We start from the raw sequence: 16,606 nt of genomic DNA, 5'->3' as shown, positions 1-16,606 counted from the left end.
TCAAGCAGAGCAGATGACGCACCCCTCGGATTATTTTTAGGCCAGCCGTTGAACCTTATTTCGGCTTGCCCCACGGGCCGGCAGGCTTTTCGTCGGCTGCCGCGGTTCCCGGGTTGCGATCCGTGAGGAAGCCAAGGCCGCGCAGATAGATCAGCACTTCGGCCTCGAGCAGATCCTCCGGCGACATCGGCAGCTTGCGCCGCGCGGCATCGCCGCGGCCGAACAGCGAGGCGACGCCGTGCGACATCGACCAGATATGCAGCGCCATCATCATCGCCGGCGGGCGCGGTGTGCCGGGCGGCGCCAGTGCCGCGAGCCGCTCGGCGGCGGCGCGGATGATCGCGAACGCGCGTTCGCTTGCTGCCATCAAGGTCGGATTGGAATCGACCGGCAGGCCGGATTCGAACATCGCAGAGTAGAACGCGGGCTCCTCGCGCGCGAAAGCGAGATAGGCCTTGCCGACCCGCTCGAACGCCGAGACGGTGTCGGGACGGCCGTCGTCCCAGGCCTGCGTCAGCAGCGACTCGAACTGCTCGAAGCCGCGCTGCGCGATGCTGGCGATCAGTTCGTCACGGTCGCGGAAGTGGCGGTAGGGCGCGGCGGGGCTGACGCCGGCCATCCGCGCGGCATCGGCGAAGGTGAAGCCGGCCGGCCCCTTCTTCGAGATCAGGTCGAGGGCTGCCTGCAGCAACGCCTCTTTGAGATTGCCGTGATGATAGCCGCGCTCGGCGCGGCCTTGGTCCTTGCGCCAGCTCATGTGAACGGCTTTTACATGAGCCGGCGGTAAAGGTCACTAGCGGCCAGGCCGACGGTTCATCAAGATTAACGGACCAGCGAGCTGAATGCCGCCGTGGCCTGCCTCGCCAAGCCCTCAGGCGCGTTTGCGTGACTAGGCGGGGACGTAGGTCAACCTGATGGTGTTCTCGCCCAGCCGATCGCTCGCTATGAGGCGGAGCGGCGCGCGGGGGCCGGCAAAGAACGGCTTGCCGCGACCAAGCACGATCGGGCGGAGGTAGATTCGATACTCGTCAATCAGGCCGAACTCGGTCAGGTTCCCCGCCAGCTCCGGTCCGGCGACCTCGATCTCCCCATCCTGCCGGGCCTTCAGCCCGCGTACCGCCGCTGCGAGGTCCCCCTCGACGAGCGTCGCGTTGGGTCCGACCGACTTCAGCGAGCGCGACACGACCCACTTGGGCCGGCTCCGCCACGCTTCCGCATAGTCGCGCTCTTCCGCATCCCATCCAGGGAGGTCATCGTCCCAATACCGCATCACCTCGTATATGCGGCGGCCGTACAGCATGCCGCTGACGCCGCGCACCTGCTCGATGAAATGACGAAACAGCCCGGTGTCCGGCAGCATGGCCTGATGATCGACATAGCCGTCCAGCGACTGGTTCAATCCGAAGACGAGCTTCGCCATGGCGCGAGACCTCCACCCGGGGTTTTCAGATTTGCTTGGGCCGGCATGAACCGAGAGCGACGTCGGGCGGATCAGCACACGCAGCTTGTCGGCATCTCGAACAAGCACACGTTCGTTCTCGGGAAGGCAGCCCTCTCCCGCGGGAAACGGGAGAGGTGCGGTGAGTTTGGGGCTTTCGCGTTCCTATCGCCCGGGGATCGGCAGCACCGGCATGATCTCCACGGCCTCGCCGGGGAAGATCGCAAAGTGCGGGTGGTTCTCGAACAGCTTTGCTGCCGCCTCATGCGAGGGCGCGCGCACCACAGTGAAGCCGGTCATCAGATTGGCGATGTCGGCAGTGCCGCCGGCGCCGACCTGCTTGGTGTTGCCGAGCGGTCCGCCCATCTCGACGATCACGTCGTGGTGCTTCTCGACCCAGGCGCCCCACGCGGCCATGCCCTGCTGCTCCTTGGCACGCCGTTCGGCCTCCGGCAGCGCGTTCCAGGCTGTCATGCGCGAACCGGTTTTGCCGCCGCCGAGATAGACGGCAAGGTAAGTGTTGGTGCTCATCGTGCTTCTCCGTTGTGGTGGTTTGACGATCGGTCGGTCACACGATGCCGCTTTGCGGCGGCATCGCGTCTCGTTTGAGATCTAGCGCAGCGCCTTGCCCCAGCCGCCCTGCGGATGCTCGAAGGTCGAAGCCGCCTGCTGCACTTCCTCGGAGAAATCCGCCATCTCCTGCACCTGGCGGATCTCGATCATCTCGTTCGCACTGGCCGGGCACTTCTTGGCCCACTCGATCGCTTCCGCGCGCGAGGCGACCTCGATCATCCAGAAGCCGCCGATCACTTCCTTGGCCTCGGTGAAGGGGCCGTCGACCACCATGGGCTCGCCGGTATCGAACTTGACCCGCGCGCCTGACGCCGGCGGATGCAGGCCTTCCAGCGTGATCAGCACGCCGGCGTCCTTCAGCGCCTGATTGTATCGCATCATCGCGGCGACCCGTTCCGGGTCGAGCTCGAGTTTGGCCGGCGCGGACTCGTAGCCGAGCGGGATCATCAGCATCATGAAACGCATTGGTCGGACTTCCTTGTCTGTTGAATCGCGTGTGACTCTTTCCCCTCGTCATTCCGGGATGCGCAGGCCCGGATTGACGAAATCATTACTTCTTTCCGGCCTGCGCGCGCAGGCGCTCTCCCTGCTCGCGCAGCTCGGGCGTCAGCGCCTCGCCGAAATCCTCCGCGGCGAACACTTGGCGGATCTCGATCTCGGAGCCGCCGCCGAACGGCGCGCGCTTCATCCAGTCGATCGCTTCATCGAGCGAGGAGGTCTCGATCAGCCAGAAGCCGCAGACCATATCTCCGGTCGGGCTGAACGGTCCGTGGCTCACGGTGCTCTGCCCGCCGGAATATTTGACGCGTGCGCCCTTGTTGGTCGGATGCAGGCCCTCGCCGGCCTGCATCACGCCGGCCTTGACCATCTCCTCGTTGAACTTGCCCATCGCGGCGAGCAGCTCGGTGCTCGGCATCACGCCGGCCTCGGTATCCTTGTTCGCCTTCACGATCACCATGAACTTCATCGTCCTGCTCCGTTGTCTATGTGCCGATCTCAGCACCGGCGCTCGATTGAACGACGATGCAGAGTCTGCAATTCCGACACGGCGTTTGAAATTATTCTCGAGGTCATTGACGTACGCCCCGCGCTAGTCATCGATCGCCTGATAGGCGAGCGTCCAGAAATCTGAGAACACCCTGGGCGGCTCCGGCGAATCCATCATGCGCTGGGTCAGCAGGATTCCGGTCATCGTTTCGCGCGGATCGGAATACCAGGAGGTGCCATAGCCGCCGTCCCAGCCGTAGCGACCCGGCACATGACAGAGATCGTCGCGCGCGGTGAACACCGACAGCCCGAGACCCCAGCCGCACGAACCGAGCAAGAATTCGGAGCCATGTTTCTGCTCCGGCGTGATCTGGTTCGAAGTCATCAGTTCCACCGAGGGACGCGACAGGATGCGCTCGGTGCCGAGCCGCCCGCCATTGAGCAGCATCTGCGCGAAGGCGTTGAAATCATCCGCGGTCGACACCAGCCCGGCGCCGCCGTTCTCGAACACCGGCGGCGCCGCGTATCTGCCGGTCGCAGGTTCGTCGAATACTTTCAGCGTGCCGGTCGCAGGATCGCCGCCATAGCACGTCGCCAACCGCGACAGCTTGTGCTGCGGCACATGGAACGCCGTATCGTTCATGCCGAGCGGCCCGAAGATCCGCTCTTCCAGGAAGCCCGCGAACGACGTTCCTGCGACACGCGCGATCAACACGCCGAGGATCTGGCTCCCGGTGTTGTAGAGCCAGCGTTCGCCGGGCTGATAGGCTAGCGGCAGCGTGCCGTAGCGGCGCAGCAATTCGTCCGGCGGAAACGACGGAAACACTGGCCCGGGCGCGAAGCCGGCATCCGCGATCGCCATCTGGATCGGATAGCGCGCCGGAAACACCGGGATCATGCCGAGCCCGAGACGGAAGGTCAGAAGGTCGCGCAGCGTGATCGCGCGCTTGGCCGGCACCGTGTCGTGGATCTCGGATTCGATGGTGCGCAACACACGGCGATCGGCGAGTTCGGGCAGCCAGCGATCGAGGGGATCATCGAGCCTGAGCCGACATTCCTCGACCAGGATCATCGCGGCGACCGCTGTCACCGGCTTGGTCATCGAGGCGATGCGGAAGATGGTGTCGCGCTGCATCGGCGGCCCGTCGATAGCCATGCGGCCAAGCACATCGGCATGGATCTCGCCGCGACGGCTGACCAGCGCCACGAGGCCCGGAACGTCGTCGTCTTCGACATGGCGCGCCAGCACCTCGCGCATGCGTCCGAGCCGTGCCTGCGACAGACCGCTGCTTTCACTTGCAATGGACATTTTCCGGGTTTCCTTCGCAGAATTCGTGCTCGCCTGCGACCATCGGGCGAGCGATATGACCGAGTTTGCCTTATCGATCCTGCCTGACGAGTTCGCCATCCTGATGCGACGGACCGAAATAGACGTCGATGCGCGACACCTTGTCGCCGTCGAACACGAAGAACTCGGTGTTGCGGAAACTCTTGCCGTCGCGGGCGACGCAGCGATAGGTGACGAAAGCCTCAACGCCTTCGACCATGATGCGCTCGATCTCGTGGCGGCCGATCCAGCCAGAGTCGCGCCAGCACTCGGCGAAATAACGCGGCTTGTCGATGTTCTCGCCATAGGGCGTCGAGAAGCGGAAATTCTCGGCGAATGCGGCCTCGACGCTCGCACGGTCATTGGCGAGATAGGCGGCGAAGAGCCCGCGGATGATCTCCGCCCTGTTGCCAGCTGCAGCCATGTCGTCTCCCACAAAGTGCCGCCCGAGCCCCGGGGCGCGACTTGCGCTCCAGAACCCGGGCTTCAGGGAGAAGACGAACGGAGCGGCGCGAAAGCGACATCGCGCCGCGATTTATTTTCGGGGTCCTGACCGAGCCTCAGGTTCCCTTGTCGGTTCAGTCCCCCTTGGGGAACATGCCGAAATAGGGCTCGGCTTCCTTGAGGACGCGCGCGAAGGACGGTCGTGCCTTCAGCCGCTCGAGATAGGCCGCCAGATGTGGATGGCCCTCCCCGATCGGCTCGACCTTGTTGCCGTAGAACAGCGCCGGCGCGGCCGCACAGTCTGCCAGCGAGACCTGCTCGCCCATCATCCAGCCACCATGCGCGAGCTGCTGATCCAGGGTCGCATAGGAGGTGCGGAGCTGCGCCCGCGCCTCGGCGACGCCCCGCGGATCCTTGCTGTCCGCCGGACGCAGCCGGTCGCCGACGATCTTCTGCAACGGCAGATGGACATAGAGATCGAGGAAGCGGTCACGCAGCCGGGTCTGCAACGCAAGCTCCGGGTCGTCGGGAATCAACTTGACGGTGCCGGGATAGTGCCGGTCGAGATACTCGATGACGATGCTCGATTCAGGCACCGCCTCGCCGCGCGTTTCGTCGTGGAGGACGGGAAACCGGCCGATCGGCGACAGCGAGAGCAGCGCCGCGCGCTCGGCGGGATCGCCGAGATTGACCATGTTCGGCGTGAACGGCGCGCCGTTCTCGTAAAGTGCGACCAGCGCCTTCCAGCAGAACGAGGACAGCGGGTGGTAATGCAGGGTCAGTGACATCAGAACTCCATTGTGGAACCAGTACCCGGAGGACGGACCGGAAACCGCTCTGCCGACATCTCGTGCGGAAATTTTTTTGCCCATCGCCCGGCGCCGAGAGCGGGCATCGACGCGACGCGCATTCGTTGAGCACGCGAATCGCGGTGCTGAATCGATCCGTGAAGCAGTCAGCAATATCAACGTTCGTAATAGGTCTATCAGCGGCGCTGAAGTAGACGCGTTGCGATCATCCGCACCAGACCAAAGTTGTCACCAATTTTCGTCCGTAAGATTACGGTGAACATCGCATCACGACTATGGATGATAGCGTGCACATCAGAAAATTACTTCGCAATCTGAGATAGATGCGCGCGCGCCGCGCTGCATTGTGCAGTCCGTGCCAGGCCGCAGGCTTTACCGATGCTAAACGGCTCGCTGCAACCTTTCCGTGAGTTGCGTCAATCCAATTTCCCATCCCGTTTCATTTGAAACTTCACGGAGCCCTGATGTTCAGTTTCAGCAACAAGGCAAACATCGACAGTGCGCTGGCGCAAGCCGCAGCGATCGGCAAATCGCAGGCGGTGATCGAGTTCAAGCTCGACGGCACCATCGTCACCGCGAACGAAAACTTCCTGAACGCGATGGGCTACTCGCTCGACGAGATCAGGGGCAAGCACCACAGCATGTTCGTCGAGCCGGCGTATCGCGACAGCCACGACTATCGCGCGTTTTGGGCGAGCCTCAACCGCGGCGAATTCCAGGCCGCCCAGTACAAGCGCGTTGCCAAGGGCGGCCGCGAGGTCTGGATCCAGGCCTCCTACAATCCGATCACGGACAAGAACGGCAAGCCGGTCGGCGTCATCAAGTTCGCCACCGACATCACCGCGCAGAAGATCCACAGCATGGAAGACGCCGGCAAGATCGCCGCGATCGGCCGCGCGCAGGCGGTGATCGAGTTCAACATGGACGGCACCATCGTCAATGCCAACGAGAACTTCCTCGGCGCGATGGGTTACTCGCTCGCCGAGATTCAGGGCAAGCATCACAGCATGTTCATGCCGCCGGCCGACCGCGACAGCCCGGCCTATCGCGATTTCTGGGCACGGCTGAACCGCGGCGAGTTCGAGACCGGCGAGTTCAAGCGGGTCGCCAAGGGTGGCAAGGAGATCTGGATTCTCGCCAGCTACAACCCGATCCTCGACGACCGCGGCAAACCGTTCAAGGTCGTCAAGTTCGCAACCGACGTCACGCAGCAGAAGCTGAAGGCCGCCGACAATGACGGCCAGATCGACGCCATCGGCAAGTCGCAAGCTGTGATCGAGTTCAACATGGACGGCACGATCCGCACCGCGAACCCGAACTTCCTCGCCGCGATGGGCTATCTGCTCGCCGAGATTCAGGGCAAACATCACAGCATGTTCGTCGAGCCGGTCGAGGCGAGTTCGTCGGGCTACCGCGAGTTCTGGGGGGCGCTGAACCGCGGCGAGTTCCAGGCCGCCGAATACAAGCGCATCGCCAAGGGCGGCCGCGAGATCTGGATCCAGGCCTCCTACAACCCGATCCTCGATCTCAACGGCAAACCCTACAAGGTGGTGAAATACGCCACCGACATCACCGCGCAGGCGATCGGCCGCAAGAAGGCCGACAGCGCGCGCGGCCTGATCGAGGCGGTTGCCGCCGGCAGCGAGGAGATGAGCGCCTCGATCCGCGAGATCTCGGAGACCATGACCAAGTCGAAGCAGAACGCCGCGGTCGCCAGCGGCCGCGTCGAGGCTGCCGACGGACAGGCGCAGAAGCTCAACGCCGCAGCACAGGCGATGAGCGGCATCGTCGAGATGATCTCGAGCATCACCGGGCAGATCAACCTGCTCGCGCTCAACGCCACGATCGAATCGGCACGTGCGGGCGAAGCCGGCCGCGGCTTCGCGGTGGTGGCCTCAGAGGTGAAGAGCCTCGCCAACCAGGCCAAGCAGGCGACCGACACGATCTCCTCGGAGATCGATGCGCTGAACTCGATCGCTGCCGAAGTGGTGACCTCGCTGTCCGAGATCAAGGCGGCGATCGCCGGCGTCAACGAATACATCACCTCCACCGCCGCCGCGGTCGAGGAGCAGAGCATCGTCACGCAGGACATGTCGACAAACATGCAGCGCGCCTCCGCCGAGCTCGCGGCGTAGGTTGCGGTGCGATCCTCGAAGGATGGACGGACCGGGCTGGTGGCCGTGCATCCTTCGAGACGCGCCCCGAATGACGAAGAATCCCCATCGGGTTGACACGTCGGAGTAAAGGTCGCAGACGGTCGGGGCTTGCTGCCCGAACCGATGGACCATCCGATGAATTCCGCTTCCCCCAAAGTCGCACTCGTGACCGGCGCCGCGCGCGGTATCGGGCTCGCCGCCGCGAAACGCTTTCTCGCCGACGGCTGGCGCGTCGCGCTGCTCGACATCGAGGGCGCGCTGCTGGAGAGCGCGGTCGCGGCATTGAAGCAGCCTGACGCGACGCTGGCGCTGACCTGCGACGTATCGGACGCCGCTGGCGTGGCGGCCGCGATCGCTGCGATCACGAGCCGCTTCGGCCGGCTCGACGCGCTGGTCAACAACGCCGGCATCGCCGTGTTCACGCCGGTGCTGGAGACCTCGGACGCCGACTGGAACCGGATCATGGCGGTCAACCTCACCGGCCCGTTCCTGTGCACCAAGGCGGCCGCGCCTGTGATGCGCGAGCATGGCGGCGGCGCGATCGTCAACATCACCTCGATCTCGGCGGTGCGCGCCTCGACGCTGCGCTCGGCCTACGGCACCAGCAAGGCCGGGCTTGCGCACCTCACCAAGCAGCTTGCGGTGGAGCTCGCCTCGCTCGGCATCCGCGTCAACGGCGTCGCACCCGGGCCGGTCGAGACCGCGATGGCCAAGGCCGTGCACACGCCCGAGATCCGCGCCGACTATCACGACGCCATCCCGCTCAACCGCTACGGGCTGGAGGAGGAGCTGGCGGAAGCGATCTTCTTCCTGTGCTCGGATCGCGCCAGCTACATCACCGGCCAGATCCTCGCCGTCGACGGCGGCTTCGACGCCGCCGGCATCGGCCTGCCGACCCTGCGCGGCCAGCGTCGGAATGGGTAGCAACGCGGATCCTCTCTCCGTCATTGCGAGCGAAGCGAAGCAATCCATCGCGCCGCAAGCGGAGAAATGGATTGCTTCGTCGCTGAGGCTCCTCGCAATGACGGGATGGAGCTGCGCGCTTGATCTATCACCGTCACCCTGAGGAGGAGCGCGTAGCGCGTCTCGAAGGGTCGACGGCCCGGCTGGTGGCCGTGCATCCTTCGAGGCTCGCAAGAGCTCGCACCTCAGGATGACGGGGTTGGTAGCGGCGGCAGGTTCACCGCAACGACGCGCCAGGCGTCCGCCAGCCGATCGATCCGCGTCAGCGACATCGGATCGATGACGAAGCGGAGCGCAAGCTCCGGCGCGAGCTCGAGCGCGATTGCGAGGATCGCGCGGATGGTGCCGGAGTGCACGACCAGCACGACGTCGCCGGCCGGCAGGCGCGCCAGCCCCGCACGCGCCCGCGCGATCTGATCTGCAAAGCTTTCACCGCCCGGCGGCCGGTTGGTGCCCGGCGATTGCCAGAACGCGCGATAGGCCGCCGCGCCGAGTTCAGCCTCGATCTCGCTGTGGCGGCGGCCGGTCCAGTCGCCAAAATCCTGCTCGCGAAAGGCATCATCCGCTGTTGCCGTGAGGCCGAGCCGCACGGCGGTCTCGCTTGTGCGCCGCGCCGGACTGCAGACCGCGAAAGCGTCAGCCGGCAGCCGCGCCTGCAACACTGCAAAGGCCGCGGCATCGCCGAGGTCCGCGGGCGCATCGGGCGCGTGGATCACGCCGCGCGGACCGTCGACCGGCGCGTGGCGGATCAGCCAGAGATGCGTTTCGTGATCCATGTTTCGTTCACCCGAATCGCGCCGCGAGCAGCACCAGCATCGCGGTCTCCGCAACCTGCTCTGCCGCGCCAAGCACGTCGCCGGTCTGGCCGCCGATCTGCCGCTTTGCCAGCAGCGCCATGATCAATGCGCCCGCGCCGGCCGCGATCGCCGCCAGCAGCGCGCTGCCGAACGGCAAGACGAGGATTGCGATCGCCAGCGCGATAGCTGCCGCCACCGCCGCGATCGTGCCATCGGGCCGGCCGGCATTGGCCGCGAGTCCATCCTTGCGCGCGAAAGGCAGGCTGATCGCGATCCACGGCAGCACGCCGCGGCCGAGCGCATGTGCCGCGATCAGGCTCTGAACCACCATATCGTTGGGAAGCGCCGCCAGCGCCGCAAGCCTGGTGGCAAAGCTCACCAGCAGCGCCAGCGCGCCATAGGTGCCGAGCCGGCTGTCGCGCATGATCTCGAGCTTGGCCGCGACATCGCGGCCGCCGCCGAACCCGTCGGCAACATCGGCGAGCCCGTCCTCATGCAGCGCGCCGGTCAACAGCGCGCCGCCACCGAGCGCCAGCGCCGCCGCGGCGAGGTCCGGCACACCGATCGTTCGCAGCAGCAGACAGAACAGGCCGATCGCCGCCCCGATGCCTGCGCCGACGAGGGGAAACAGCCGCTGTGCCCGGGCAAAACCCGCTGGCCGCGCGCCGTCCGGATGCGGCATCGGCAGCCGGGTCAGAAAGGCGATGGCGATCCTGAGATCGTCGAGCCATTGATTCATGGTGAAGGCCTGAAAATTGAACTAAAGCGCGATGAGATCGGGCTGAATCTCATCGCGCTTTAGCTTCTTGTTTGGGCATGATCTCGGCGCAAATGCTACGCATTTGTCGCGAGGAAAAACCGCTTCACACTTTTCCGGATCATGCTTTAGTTTGCGGCCCGCTCGACGAGGGAATCGCATGCAGTTCAGTACTCTAGACGACATCCGCAGCTTTTGTCGCGAGCTGCCCGAAGGCGACTCGGCAAGCGCCGCGGCGGCCACGCTGCGCCAGCAGAACCTGACCAAGCCGCCGGGCAGCCTCGGCCGGCTGGAAGAGGTCGCGATCTGGCTGGCGCGCTGGCAGCGGCGCGAGATCCCCCGGCTCGACCAGGTCACGATCGCCGTGTTCGCCGGCAATCACGGCATCGCCGAGCGCGGCGTCTCCGCCTTTCCCTCTGAGGTCACTGCGCAGATGGTGGCGAATTTCGCCGCGGGGGGTGCCGCGATCAACCAGATCGCCAGGCTTGCCGGGGCCGAGTTGCGCGTCGAGCCGCTCGAGCTCGCACGTCCGACCCGCGATTTCACGATGGCGCCGGCGATGGATGGCGCCGATTTCCTGGTCGCCTTCGACACCGGCTGGCGCACGGTGCCCGAGCAATGCGATCTGCTCGTGGTCGGCGAGATGGGCATCGCCAACACCACGGTCGCCGCGACGCTGTGCGCGGCATTGATGGGCGGGCGCGGCGCGCGCTGGGCCGGCCGCGGCACCGGCGTCGACGATGCCGGCCTGCTGCGCAAGCGCACCGTGATCGATACCGCGTTGAAACTGCATCGCAGCCTGCTCGACGATCCGCTCGCCGTCGCGGTCGCGCTCGGCGGCCGCGAGCTCGCGGCCATCGCGGGCGCCGTGCTGGCAGCGCGGGCGAGATCGATCCCGGTGCTGCTCGACGGCTTCGTCGCGACCTCGGCGGTGCTGCCGCTGGCGCGGCTTGCGCCCAACGGTCTCGCACATTGCCGCGCCGGGCATGTCTCGGCCGAGCTCGGCCATCGCCAGCTGCTGCGCGAACTGCAGCTCGCGCCCCTGCTCGATCTCGAGATGCGGCTCGGCGAAGCCTCCGGCGCAGGGGTTGCGATCCTGCTGCTGCGCGCGGCGCTCGCCTGTCATGGCGGCATGGCGACCTTTGCCGAAGCCGGCGTCTCCGGCGCGGGCTAAAGCTGCAGGTTAGCCGAACTGCTCCCCAAAAAGCCGGTGCATACCGCCCGCATGGGCCGCAATCTTCGCGTGCGCAGCATGACCTCTGCGCGCTGGAGGCCTAACCTCTGCGCCGGCCGGACGCCATTCGGCGCCTCAGCCATGCTGAACCAGATACCGGGGAGAAATCGCGTCATGTCGGGAGTCCTCATTAATCTGATCATTCAAATCATCAGCGGAGCCGTCGGCGGCAATGTCGCCGCCGGAGCGGCCAAGAACATCGATCTCGGCACGCTCGGAAACACCATCGCGGGCGCCATCGGCGGCGGCGCGGGCGGACAGCTTCTGGGCATGCTGATCCCACTGCTCGCCAATTCAGGTGCTGCGCCTGACATCGGCAGCATCATCGGACAGGTCGCCGGCGGCGGCGTTGCCGGTGCGGTGCTCACCGCGATCGTGGGCGCGCTCAAGAACCGGGCAGCCTGAGCCCGCCTGTCATCGTGAAAGGGGCATCGGTCTTGACGATGCCCCATTCCGGCGCGAGCCTTGCGACTTCAGATGCGGCGGGACCTCGACCGCATCGCGGGCCTGGATTGCGCTGATGAAAATGTTTGTCGCGGCGGCAGCCCTCTGCGCAACGATCGGCTGCGCGCAGGCCGACGTCCGAATCCTCGCCAGCCCCGGCGGGCAGGTCGGCCCATTCATCGACCTGTTCGAAAAGGTGCGGGAGTCCGGAGAGCGCGTGGTGATCGACGGGCCGTGCCTGTCGGCCTGCACGCTGGTGCTCTCGATGGTGCCGGGCGACCGCATCTGCGTGACGCGGCGCGCTGTGCTCGGCTTCCACGCCGCGCGCTCGATCGACCGGCGCGGCCGGACCTATGCCGAGCCGGAAGCATCCGAGGCCGTGCTCGAGGCCTATCCGGCGCCGGTGCGCGGCTGGATCGTGCGCCGTGGCGGCCTGACCTCACGCCTGCTGCTGCTGCGCGGCCGCGAACTCGCCGCGATCTATCCGCGGTGCAGGTAGGCGCGCTCTCCGTCCCGTCATCCCCGCGCAATGGCAACGCCATTGTCGCTGGAGGTGCGAGCCCTTGCGAGCCTCGAAGGATGCACGGCCACCAGCCGGGCCGTCCATCCTTCGAGGGCCGCTGAAGGAGCGGCCACCTCAGGATGACGGTCCAATCGGGTTGTCGCGTGACTACATCTGCTGCGGGCAGTTCACCATCCAGGGGATGCCGAACTGATCGACGCACATGCCAAAACCGTTGGAGAAGAAGGTCTTGCCGAACGGCATGGTGACGGTGCCGCCTTCGGACAGCGCCTTGAAGCGGCGCTCGGCTTCCGCGGGATCCTCGACCTGCAGCGAGACGTGAAACCCTTGCGGCTTCTGGAAGTGGCCGGGCGGGGCATCGGAGGCCATGATGATCTCGCCGTCGATCGAGACCCGGGCGTGCATGATCTTGTCCTTCCATCCGGGCGGCGTCTGCATCTCCGGATTACCCTCGCCGTAAGGATAGGATTCCTCGATCCGCGCACCGAGAACCTTCTGGTAGAAGTTCAGCGCGGCGCCGCAATTGCCGTCGTAAGAGAGATAGGGGTTGACCTGCATCACATGCTCCCTGGGGTAGATTTTCGTTTGAGGCGTTTTCTTCGCGCGAACCGGTAACCACTTCGCTCGAAAACGCTTGCTATTTTTCAGTCAGCTTCTTCAGATTGGCGAGACCGACCTCGAAATCCTTGCCGATCATGTGATCCAGGTTCATGAACACCTGCATCACCTTCGACATGAAGACGGCCGGACCATACATCGTCCATGTGACGCTGGTCGCATCTCCCTGCGGCAGCATTGTGAACTCGGCGGTGTTGTGGCCCTCAAACGGCTTGAGGAAGTCGAGCTTGATGACGACCTTCGACGGCGCGGACGATTGCAGGATCTCCATGCGACCGGTGCCGACATTCTTGTTGCCGTCCCAGGCATAGACCGCCCCCTGCCCGCGCCCGGCGCCGTCATAGCTGCGCTTCATGGCCGGGTCCCGGTTCTCGTAAGGCGACCAGACCGTCCACTGCCGGAAATCGTCGATCAATGGAAAGATCCGTTCCGCCGGCGCATTGATACTGGTCGCACGCGTGACGCGGAACGTGCTCGGCTTGGTCGCCGCGAGGACGAGGATGACGGCAATCGCAATCGCGAGGATGACCGCGATGATGGCAATGGTCTCGAACATGATGGTCTCCAGGTAGATCAATTGAGATGATAGCTCAGCGGCGGAACGGAAGCAGCGCACGCAGATTGCCGTCGCGCAGATAGAGCCCGCCCCACACCATCAGGCCGAGATAGAGCCCGAACAGGGTGTGGCTGAACAGCGGGCTGCCGATCCGCACATGGGACGCGATCGCGCCGCCGAGATAGCCGGTGAGCAGGATGGCGCCGAGGATCGAGGTCGGCGGCACCGAGTACAGCAGCGTGCAGACGATGGTGATGATGCCGAGGCTGCGCGCCAGCGTATCGCTCGCACCAAAGCCCATCTTGTCCATGGTCTCGGTGACGACGGGCAATGGCAACAGCTTGATGGCGCCATCGAACAACAGGAAAAGGACGACCACGCCGCTGACGACGCGGCCAGTGATGCGGGCGGGCTTCGAGATTTCGGTGTCGACGATCGTCGGCATGGCAGGCTCCGTAACGCTTGGTGATGCTCTCTGCCTTCATGACGAACGGAGGAGCGCGGGGCCGACAAGGGCGGTGAAGATTTTTCGCAGCCGCGACCAGAGTTGCGAGAGCGACGCACACATCGGTCAGCTCGCCCGGGGCTTACCCCTCTCCCCAACCCTCCCCCACAAGGGGGGAGGGAGCCTGTCGAGCGCGCTCACCTCACTTGCGCTCGTTCACAAAATTTCAGCGCTTGATAATCCGACGTGAGGGAAGCACCGGCGGAGGGGTTCCCTCTCCCCTTGCGGGAGAGGGTTAGGGAGAGGGGTTCATGCGGGAAGTCTCTCAGCTTGGAGCAACGCAAGCTCTGGCTGACTACTTCGCCTTCACATTGCGCGGCTGGCTGTCGCGCATCAGGCGGTCGATATGCATGCGGATATGGGCGGCTTCGGCGGTGGTGTTGGCGAGCGCGATGGCGCGGTCGAACGTGACGCGGGCCTCCTCGTTGCGGCCGAGCTGCATCAGGAAGGCGCCGCGCACGCCGAAATAGTGGAAATAATTGGAGAGCCGCGGCGCTAACGGCTCGATCATCTCGAGCGCGGCTTCCGGCCCCTTCACCTTGGAGACCGCAACGGCGCGATTGAGCGTGATCACCGGCGACGGCTGCATGATCTCGAGCGCGCCATAAAGCAGGTCGATCTGGGTCCAGTCGGTATCCTCGGGCTTTTCCGCGCGGGCATGGAGTGCGGCGATCGCGGCCTGCACCTGATAGGGCCCGCTGCGGCGATGACGCATCGCCTTGTCGATCAGCGCGAGGCCTTCGGCGATCAGCTTCTGGTTCCACAGGCTGCGGTCCTGGTCGTCGAGCAGGATCACCGCGCCATCGGCGTCGAACCGCGCGGCGGCGCGGGCGTGCTGCAACAGCAACAGCGCCGTCAGCCCCATGATCTCCGGCTCGCTCTGGAACAGCCGCAGCAGCAGGCGGGCCAGCCGGATCGCCTCCTCGCACAGCGGCGAGCGAATTTGAGCGGTGTCGCCGCTCGCCGAATAGCCCTCGTTGAAGATCAAATAGATCATCGCGGCGACCGAGACGAGCCGCTCGCTGCGCTCGACCGCGCCCGGCGTCTCGAACGGCACATCGGCGTCGGCGACGCGGGTCTTGGCCCGCGTGATGCGCTGCTCCATCGCGGCTTCCGAGACCAGGAAGGCGCGCGCGATCTGCTTCACCGACAGACCGGAGACGATGCGCAGCGCGAGCGCGATCTGCTGCGTCGCCGGCAGGTCCTTGTGGCAGCAGATGAACAAGAGCCGCAGGATGTCGTCGCGGTAATGCGAACCGTCGAGGCGCTCGGCGAGCTCTTCCTCGGCATCGCCGAGGTCGGAGATCGCCTGGTCATCGTCGGGCAACGGCTCCTGCTTCTTGCCGCGCCGGATGTCGTCGATCGCGACATTGCGGCCAACCATGATCAGCCACGCCGCGGGATCGCGCGGCGGGCCGTTCTGTGGCCAGCTCTTCAGCGCCCGCAGGCAGGCGTTCTGGAAGGCCTCCTCGGCGGTATCGAGATTGCGGAAGTAGCGCAGCAGCGCGCCAACCGCCTGGGGACGCGCCGACGTGAGCGCGGCATCGATCCAGGCGGTGTCGGTCATGCTCACGCCTTCGTGCCCCCCTGATTGAAGTAGCCGACCGGGCGGATCTCATAGGTGCCGCCGGGATTGGCCTCGCCGAGGTCGCGCGCGATGTCGAGCACCTCGTCGAGGTTCTTGCCCTCCACCAGATAGAAGCCGAGCAGCTGCTCCTTGGTTTCGGCGAACGGGCCGTCGAGCACCAGCGGCGGGTTTTCCTTGCGCAGCGTGGTCGCCGCGGTGGTCGGCAGCAGCCGCGCCACCGGGCCGAGCCGGCCCTGCTTGGCGAGCTTGTCCTGCACGACCGACAATTTCTGCATGACCGAGGCGTCGTGCTCCTTGCTCCAGGAACCGACCATGTCTTCGTCATGATAGCAGAGGATGGCGTACAGCATCGAAAAGGCATCTCCGTTCATTGCAAGAACGAACGATTATGCCCGCTGCCGACAGGCGGCGCGAAAGAAATTTAGGTTCCGGATGCCGGCGATGGATTGGGCCGACGTTTCATGGCGCGTCGCGACAGACTGAAGGCTGAGGCCACAGCGATGGCGCGTCAGGTCATCACCGTGGCAACGATGCTGCGATCACCAATAGACGCCGTAACGAGCGGCGATCCGGCGCGCCTTGGCCTCGTCGCTCTCCCGGCGGCTGGCCTGGCTCCTCTTCACCGGCCGCGACGCCTGCGGCCGCGGGGCCTCGGCCGACTGGGCCTGCGACGGGGCCGGCTGGGCTTCGGCCGGAGCGGGCGCAACGGCCGGTTGCGCCTGAGCTGGCGTGTCGGCATTTGCGAGCACCAGGCCGCGGCTCTGGCCGGCGTGCGCGGTGGTGGCGGTGGCTGCGATGAAAGCCGAGATCAGGATCAGCTTGCGCATGGAAGTTCTCCCCGGTTGATGGCAGGAGACTAGGGAGCGAGCCAGGCTCGCTCTGTGATC

21 protein-coding genes are annotated in these 16,606 nt (G+C 65.5%); 5 read left to right on the top strand and 16 right to left on the bottom strand.

Features of this window, described 5'->3' with window-relative positions; all coding sequences use genetic code 11:
* Positions 1-55: 55 nt before the first annotated feature.
* The 8 genes from BraRD5C2_RS03395 to BraRD5C2_RS03360 form a co-directional block, all read right to left on the bottom strand.
* The gene (locus tag BraRD5C2_RS03395) at positions 56-757 is read right to left on the bottom strand and encodes a TetR/AcrR family transcriptional regulator (protein WP_223966832.1); all 702 of its coding nucleotides are present in this window, start codon (positions 755-757) and stop codon (positions 56-58) included.
* A 132-nt stretch (positions 758-889) separates the two neighbouring features.
* The gene (locus BraRD5C2_RS03390) at positions 890-1,420 is read right to left on the bottom strand and encodes a dihydrofolate reductase family protein (protein WP_223966831.1); all 531 of its coding nucleotides are present in this window, start codon (positions 1,418-1,420) and stop codon (positions 890-892) included.
* 183 nt (positions 1,421-1,603) lie between these two features.
* Positions 1,604-1,969 carry a YciI family protein gene (locus BraRD5C2_RS03385; protein WP_223966830.1) on the bottom strand — a complete coding sequence of 122 codons (366 nt, stop codon included), beginning with the start codon at positions 1,967-1,969 and terminating at the stop codon, positions 1,604-1,606.
* A gap of 81 nt (positions 1,970-2,050) precedes the next feature.
* Complete coding sequence (locus tag BraRD5C2_RS03380) at positions 2,051-2,476, bottom strand: YciI family protein (protein WP_223966829.1); 426 nt, start codon at positions 2,474-2,476, stop codon at positions 2,051-2,053.
* An 85-nt stretch (positions 2,477-2,561) separates the two neighbouring features.
* Positions 2,562-2,978, bottom strand: a complete 417-nt coding sequence (locus tag BraRD5C2_RS03375) for a YciI family protein (protein ID WP_223966828.1) — start codon at positions 2,976-2,978, stop codon at positions 2,562-2,564.
* Positions 2,979-3,101: 123 nt separating this feature from the next.
* Positions 3,102-4,307 carry a serine hydrolase domain-containing protein gene (locus tag BraRD5C2_RS03370; RefSeq protein WP_223966827.1) on the bottom strand — a complete coding sequence of 402 codons (1,206 nt, stop codon included), beginning with the start codon at positions 4,305-4,307 and terminating at the stop codon, positions 3,102-3,104.
* A gap of 70 nt (positions 4,308-4,377) precedes the next feature.
* On the bottom strand, positions 4,378-4,749 hold the full coding sequence (locus BraRD5C2_RS03365) for a nuclear transport factor 2 family protein (protein ID WP_223966826.1): 372 nt from the start codon (positions 4,747-4,749) through the stop codon (positions 4,378-4,380).
* A 154-nt stretch (positions 4,750-4,903) separates the two neighbouring features.
* Positions 4,904-5,557: a glutathione S-transferase family protein gene (locus BraRD5C2_RS03360; RefSeq protein ID WP_223966824.1), complete on the bottom strand. Its 654-nt coding sequence runs from the start codon at positions 5,555-5,557 to the stop codon at positions 4,904-4,906.
* Positions 5,558-6,042: 485 nt separating this feature from the next.
* On the opposite strand from BraRD5C2_RS03360, the gene BraRD5C2_RS03355 reads away from it, so the two are divergent.
* Together BraRD5C2_RS03355 and BraRD5C2_RS03350 are read left to right on the top strand one after the other, a co-directional pair.
* Positions 6,043-7,713 (top strand): methyl-accepting chemotaxis protein, encoded by a 1,671-nt coding sequence (locus tag BraRD5C2_RS03355; RefSeq protein WP_223966822.1) that lies wholly within the window; start codon positions 6,043-6,045, stop codon positions 7,711-7,713.
* Between the two features lie 156 nt (positions 7,714-7,869).
* The gene (locus tag BraRD5C2_RS03350) at positions 7,870-8,658 is read left to right on the top strand and encodes an SDR family NAD(P)-dependent oxidoreductase (protein ID WP_223966820.1); all 789 of its coding nucleotides are present in this window, start codon (positions 7,870-7,872) and stop codon (positions 8,656-8,658) included.
* Between the two features lie 224 nt (positions 8,659-8,882).
* Here the strand turns inward: BraRD5C2_RS03350 and BraRD5C2_RS03345 are convergent, their stop codons facing one another.
* Both BraRD5C2_RS03345 and cobS read right to left on the bottom strand, forming a co-directional pair.
* Positions 8,883-9,473 (bottom strand): histidine phosphatase family protein, encoded by a 591-nt coding sequence (locus BraRD5C2_RS03345; protein WP_223966818.1) that lies wholly within the window; start codon positions 9,471-9,473, stop codon positions 8,883-8,885.
* A gap of 7 nt (positions 9,474-9,480) precedes the next feature.
* The gene (cobS, locus tag BraRD5C2_RS03340) at positions 9,481-10,233 is read right to left on the bottom strand and encodes an adenosylcobinamide-GDP ribazoletransferase (protein WP_223966816.1); all 753 of its coding nucleotides are present in this window, start codon (positions 10,231-10,233) and stop codon (positions 9,481-9,483) included.
* Positions 10,234-10,411: 178 nt separating this feature from the next.
* Here cobS and cobT point away from each other — a divergent pair, with 178 nt between their 5' ends.
* The 3 genes from cobT to BraRD5C2_RS03325 all read left to right on the top strand — a co-directional run bounded on the left by cobT (position 10,412) and on the right by BraRD5C2_RS03325 (position 12,428).
* A complete protein-coding gene (gene cobT / locus BraRD5C2_RS03335) occupies positions 10,412-11,425 on the top strand; it encodes a nicotinate-nucleotide--dimethylbenzimidazole phosphoribosyltransferase (protein WP_223966814.1) in 1,014 nt (337 codons plus the stop codon).
* A gap of 174 nt (positions 11,426-11,599) precedes the next feature.
* Positions 11,600-11,890 (top strand): hypothetical protein, encoded by a 291-nt coding sequence (locus BraRD5C2_RS03330; protein WP_021080156.1) that lies wholly within the window; start codon positions 11,600-11,602, stop codon positions 11,888-11,890.
* 115 nt (positions 11,891-12,005) lie between these two features.
* Positions 12,006-12,428: a hypothetical protein gene (locus tag BraRD5C2_RS03325; RefSeq protein ID WP_223966812.1), complete on the top strand. Its 423-nt coding sequence runs from the start codon at positions 12,006-12,008 to the stop codon at positions 12,426-12,428.
* A gap of 171 nt (positions 12,429-12,599) precedes the next feature.
* Here BraRD5C2_RS03325 and BraRD5C2_RS03320 read toward each other — a convergent pair whose 3' ends face one another.
* From BraRD5C2_RS03320 to BraRD5C2_RS03295, 6 genes are all read right to left on the bottom strand, one after another.
* Entirely contained in the window at positions 12,600-13,010 is a 411-nt protein-coding gene (locus BraRD5C2_RS03320) for a VOC family protein (RefSeq protein ID WP_223966810.1), read from the bottom strand.
* 79 nt (positions 13,011-13,089) lie between these two features.
* On the bottom strand, positions 13,090-13,626 hold the full coding sequence (locus BraRD5C2_RS03315; RefSeq protein WP_223966808.1) for an SRPBCC family protein: 537 nt from the start codon (positions 13,624-13,626) through the stop codon (positions 13,090-13,092).
* A 34-nt stretch (positions 13,627-13,660) separates the two neighbouring features.
* A complete protein-coding gene (locus tag BraRD5C2_RS03310; protein ID WP_223966806.1) occupies positions 13,661-14,071 on the bottom strand; it encodes a DoxX family protein in 411 nt (136 codons plus the stop codon).
* Between the two features lie 355 nt (positions 14,072-14,426).
* Positions 14,427-15,704, bottom strand: coding sequence for an RNA polymerase sigma factor (locus BraRD5C2_RS03305; RefSeq protein ID WP_223966805.1), 1,278 nt, complete (start codon positions 15,702-15,704; stop codon positions 14,427-14,429).
* On the bottom strand, positions 15,701-16,069 hold the full coding sequence (locus BraRD5C2_RS03300) for a YciI family protein (RefSeq protein ID WP_157347862.1): 369 nt from the start codon (positions 16,067-16,069) through the stop codon (positions 15,701-15,703). Before BraRD5C2_RS03300 ends, BraRD5C2_RS03305 begins: the two co-directional genes overlap by 4 nt.
* Before the next feature lie 189 nt (positions 16,070-16,258).
* The gene (locus BraRD5C2_RS03295; RefSeq protein ID WP_223966803.1) at positions 16,259-16,546 is read right to left on the bottom strand and encodes a hypothetical protein; all 288 of its coding nucleotides are present in this window, start codon (positions 16,544-16,546) and stop codon (positions 16,259-16,261) included.
* Between the last annotated feature and the right edge of the window lie 60 nt (positions 16,547-16,606).

The organism is Bradyrhizobium sp. RD5-C2 (assembly GCF_019972155.1).
Lineage (GTDB): Bacteria > Pseudomonadota > Alphaproteobacteria > Rhizobiales > Xanthobacteraceae > Bradyrhizobium.
Note: the sequence above shows the minus strand (reverse complement) of the source record. Positions and strands in the feature narration are given on the sequence as shown.

Coding starts and splice junctions, on each gene's coding strand:
- BraRD5C2_RS03395 (WP_223966832.1), bottom strand. CDS start 757: ATGAGCTGGCGCAAGGACCAAGGCCGCGCCGAGCGCGGCTATCATCAC.
- BraRD5C2_RS03390 (WP_223966831.1), bottom strand. CDS start 1,420: ATGGCGAAGCTCGTCTTCGGATTGAACCAGTCGCTGGACGGCTATGTC.
- BraRD5C2_RS03385 (WP_223966830.1), bottom strand. CDS start 1,969: ATGAGCACCAACACTTACCTTGCCGTCTATCTCGGCGGCGGCAAAACC.
- BraRD5C2_RS03380 (WP_223966829.1), bottom strand. CDS start 2,476: ATGCGTTTCATGATGCTGATGATCCCGCTCGGCTACGAGTCCGCGCCG.
- BraRD5C2_RS03375 (WP_223966828.1), bottom strand. CDS start 2,978: ATGAAGTTCATGGTGATCGTGAAGGCGAACAAGGATACCGAGGCCGGC.
- BraRD5C2_RS03370 (WP_223966827.1), bottom strand. CDS start 4,307: ATGTCCATTGCAAGTGAAAGCAGCGGTCTGTCGCAGGCACGGCTCGGA.
- BraRD5C2_RS03365 (WP_223966826.1), bottom strand. CDS start 4,749: ATGGCTGCAGCTGGCAACAGGGCGGAGATCATCCGCGGGCTCTTCGCC.
- BraRD5C2_RS03360 (WP_223966824.1), bottom strand. CDS start 5,557: ATGTCACTGACCCTGCATTACCACCCGCTGTCCTCGTTCTGCTGGAAG.
- BraRD5C2_RS03355 (WP_223966822.1), top strand. CDS start 6,043: ATGTTCAGTTTCAGCAACAAGGCAAACATCGACAGTGCGCTGGCGCAA.
- BraRD5C2_RS03350 (WP_223966820.1), top strand. CDS start 7,870: ATGAATTCCGCTTCCCCCAAAGTCGCACTCGTGACCGGCGCCGCGCGC.
- BraRD5C2_RS03345 (WP_223966818.1), bottom strand. CDS start 9,473: ATGGATCACGAAACGCATCTCTGGCTGATCCGCCACGCGCCGGTCGAC.
- cobS (WP_223966816.1), bottom strand. CDS start 10,233: ATGAATCAATGGCTCGACGATCTCAGGATCGCCATCGCCTTTCTGACC.
- cobT (WP_223966814.1), top strand. CDS start 10,412: ATGCAGTTCAGTACTCTAGACGACATCCGCAGCTTTTGTCGCGAGCTG.
- BraRD5C2_RS03330 (WP_021080156.1), top strand. CDS start 11,600: ATGTCGGGAGTCCTCATTAATCTGATCATTCAAATCATCAGCGGAGCC.
- BraRD5C2_RS03325 (WP_223966812.1), top strand. CDS start 12,006: ATGAAAATGTTTGTCGCGGCGGCAGCCCTCTGCGCAACGATCGGCTGC.
- BraRD5C2_RS03320 (WP_223966810.1), bottom strand. CDS start 13,010: ATGCAGGTCAACCCCTATCTCTCTTACGACGGCAATTGCGGCGCCGCG.
- BraRD5C2_RS03315 (WP_223966808.1), bottom strand. CDS start 13,626: ATGTTCGAGACCATTGCCATCATCGCGGTCATCCTCGCGATTGCGATT.
- BraRD5C2_RS03310 (WP_223966806.1), bottom strand. CDS start 14,071: ATGCCGACGATCGTCGACACCGAAATCTCGAAGCCCGCCCGCATCACT.
- BraRD5C2_RS03300 (WP_157347862.1), bottom strand. CDS start 16,069: ATGCTGTACGCCATCCTCTGCTATCATGACGAAGACATGGTCGGTTCC.
- BraRD5C2_RS03295 (WP_223966803.1), bottom strand. CDS start 16,546: ATGCGCAAGCTGATCCTGATCTCGGCTTTCATCGCAGCCACCGCCACC.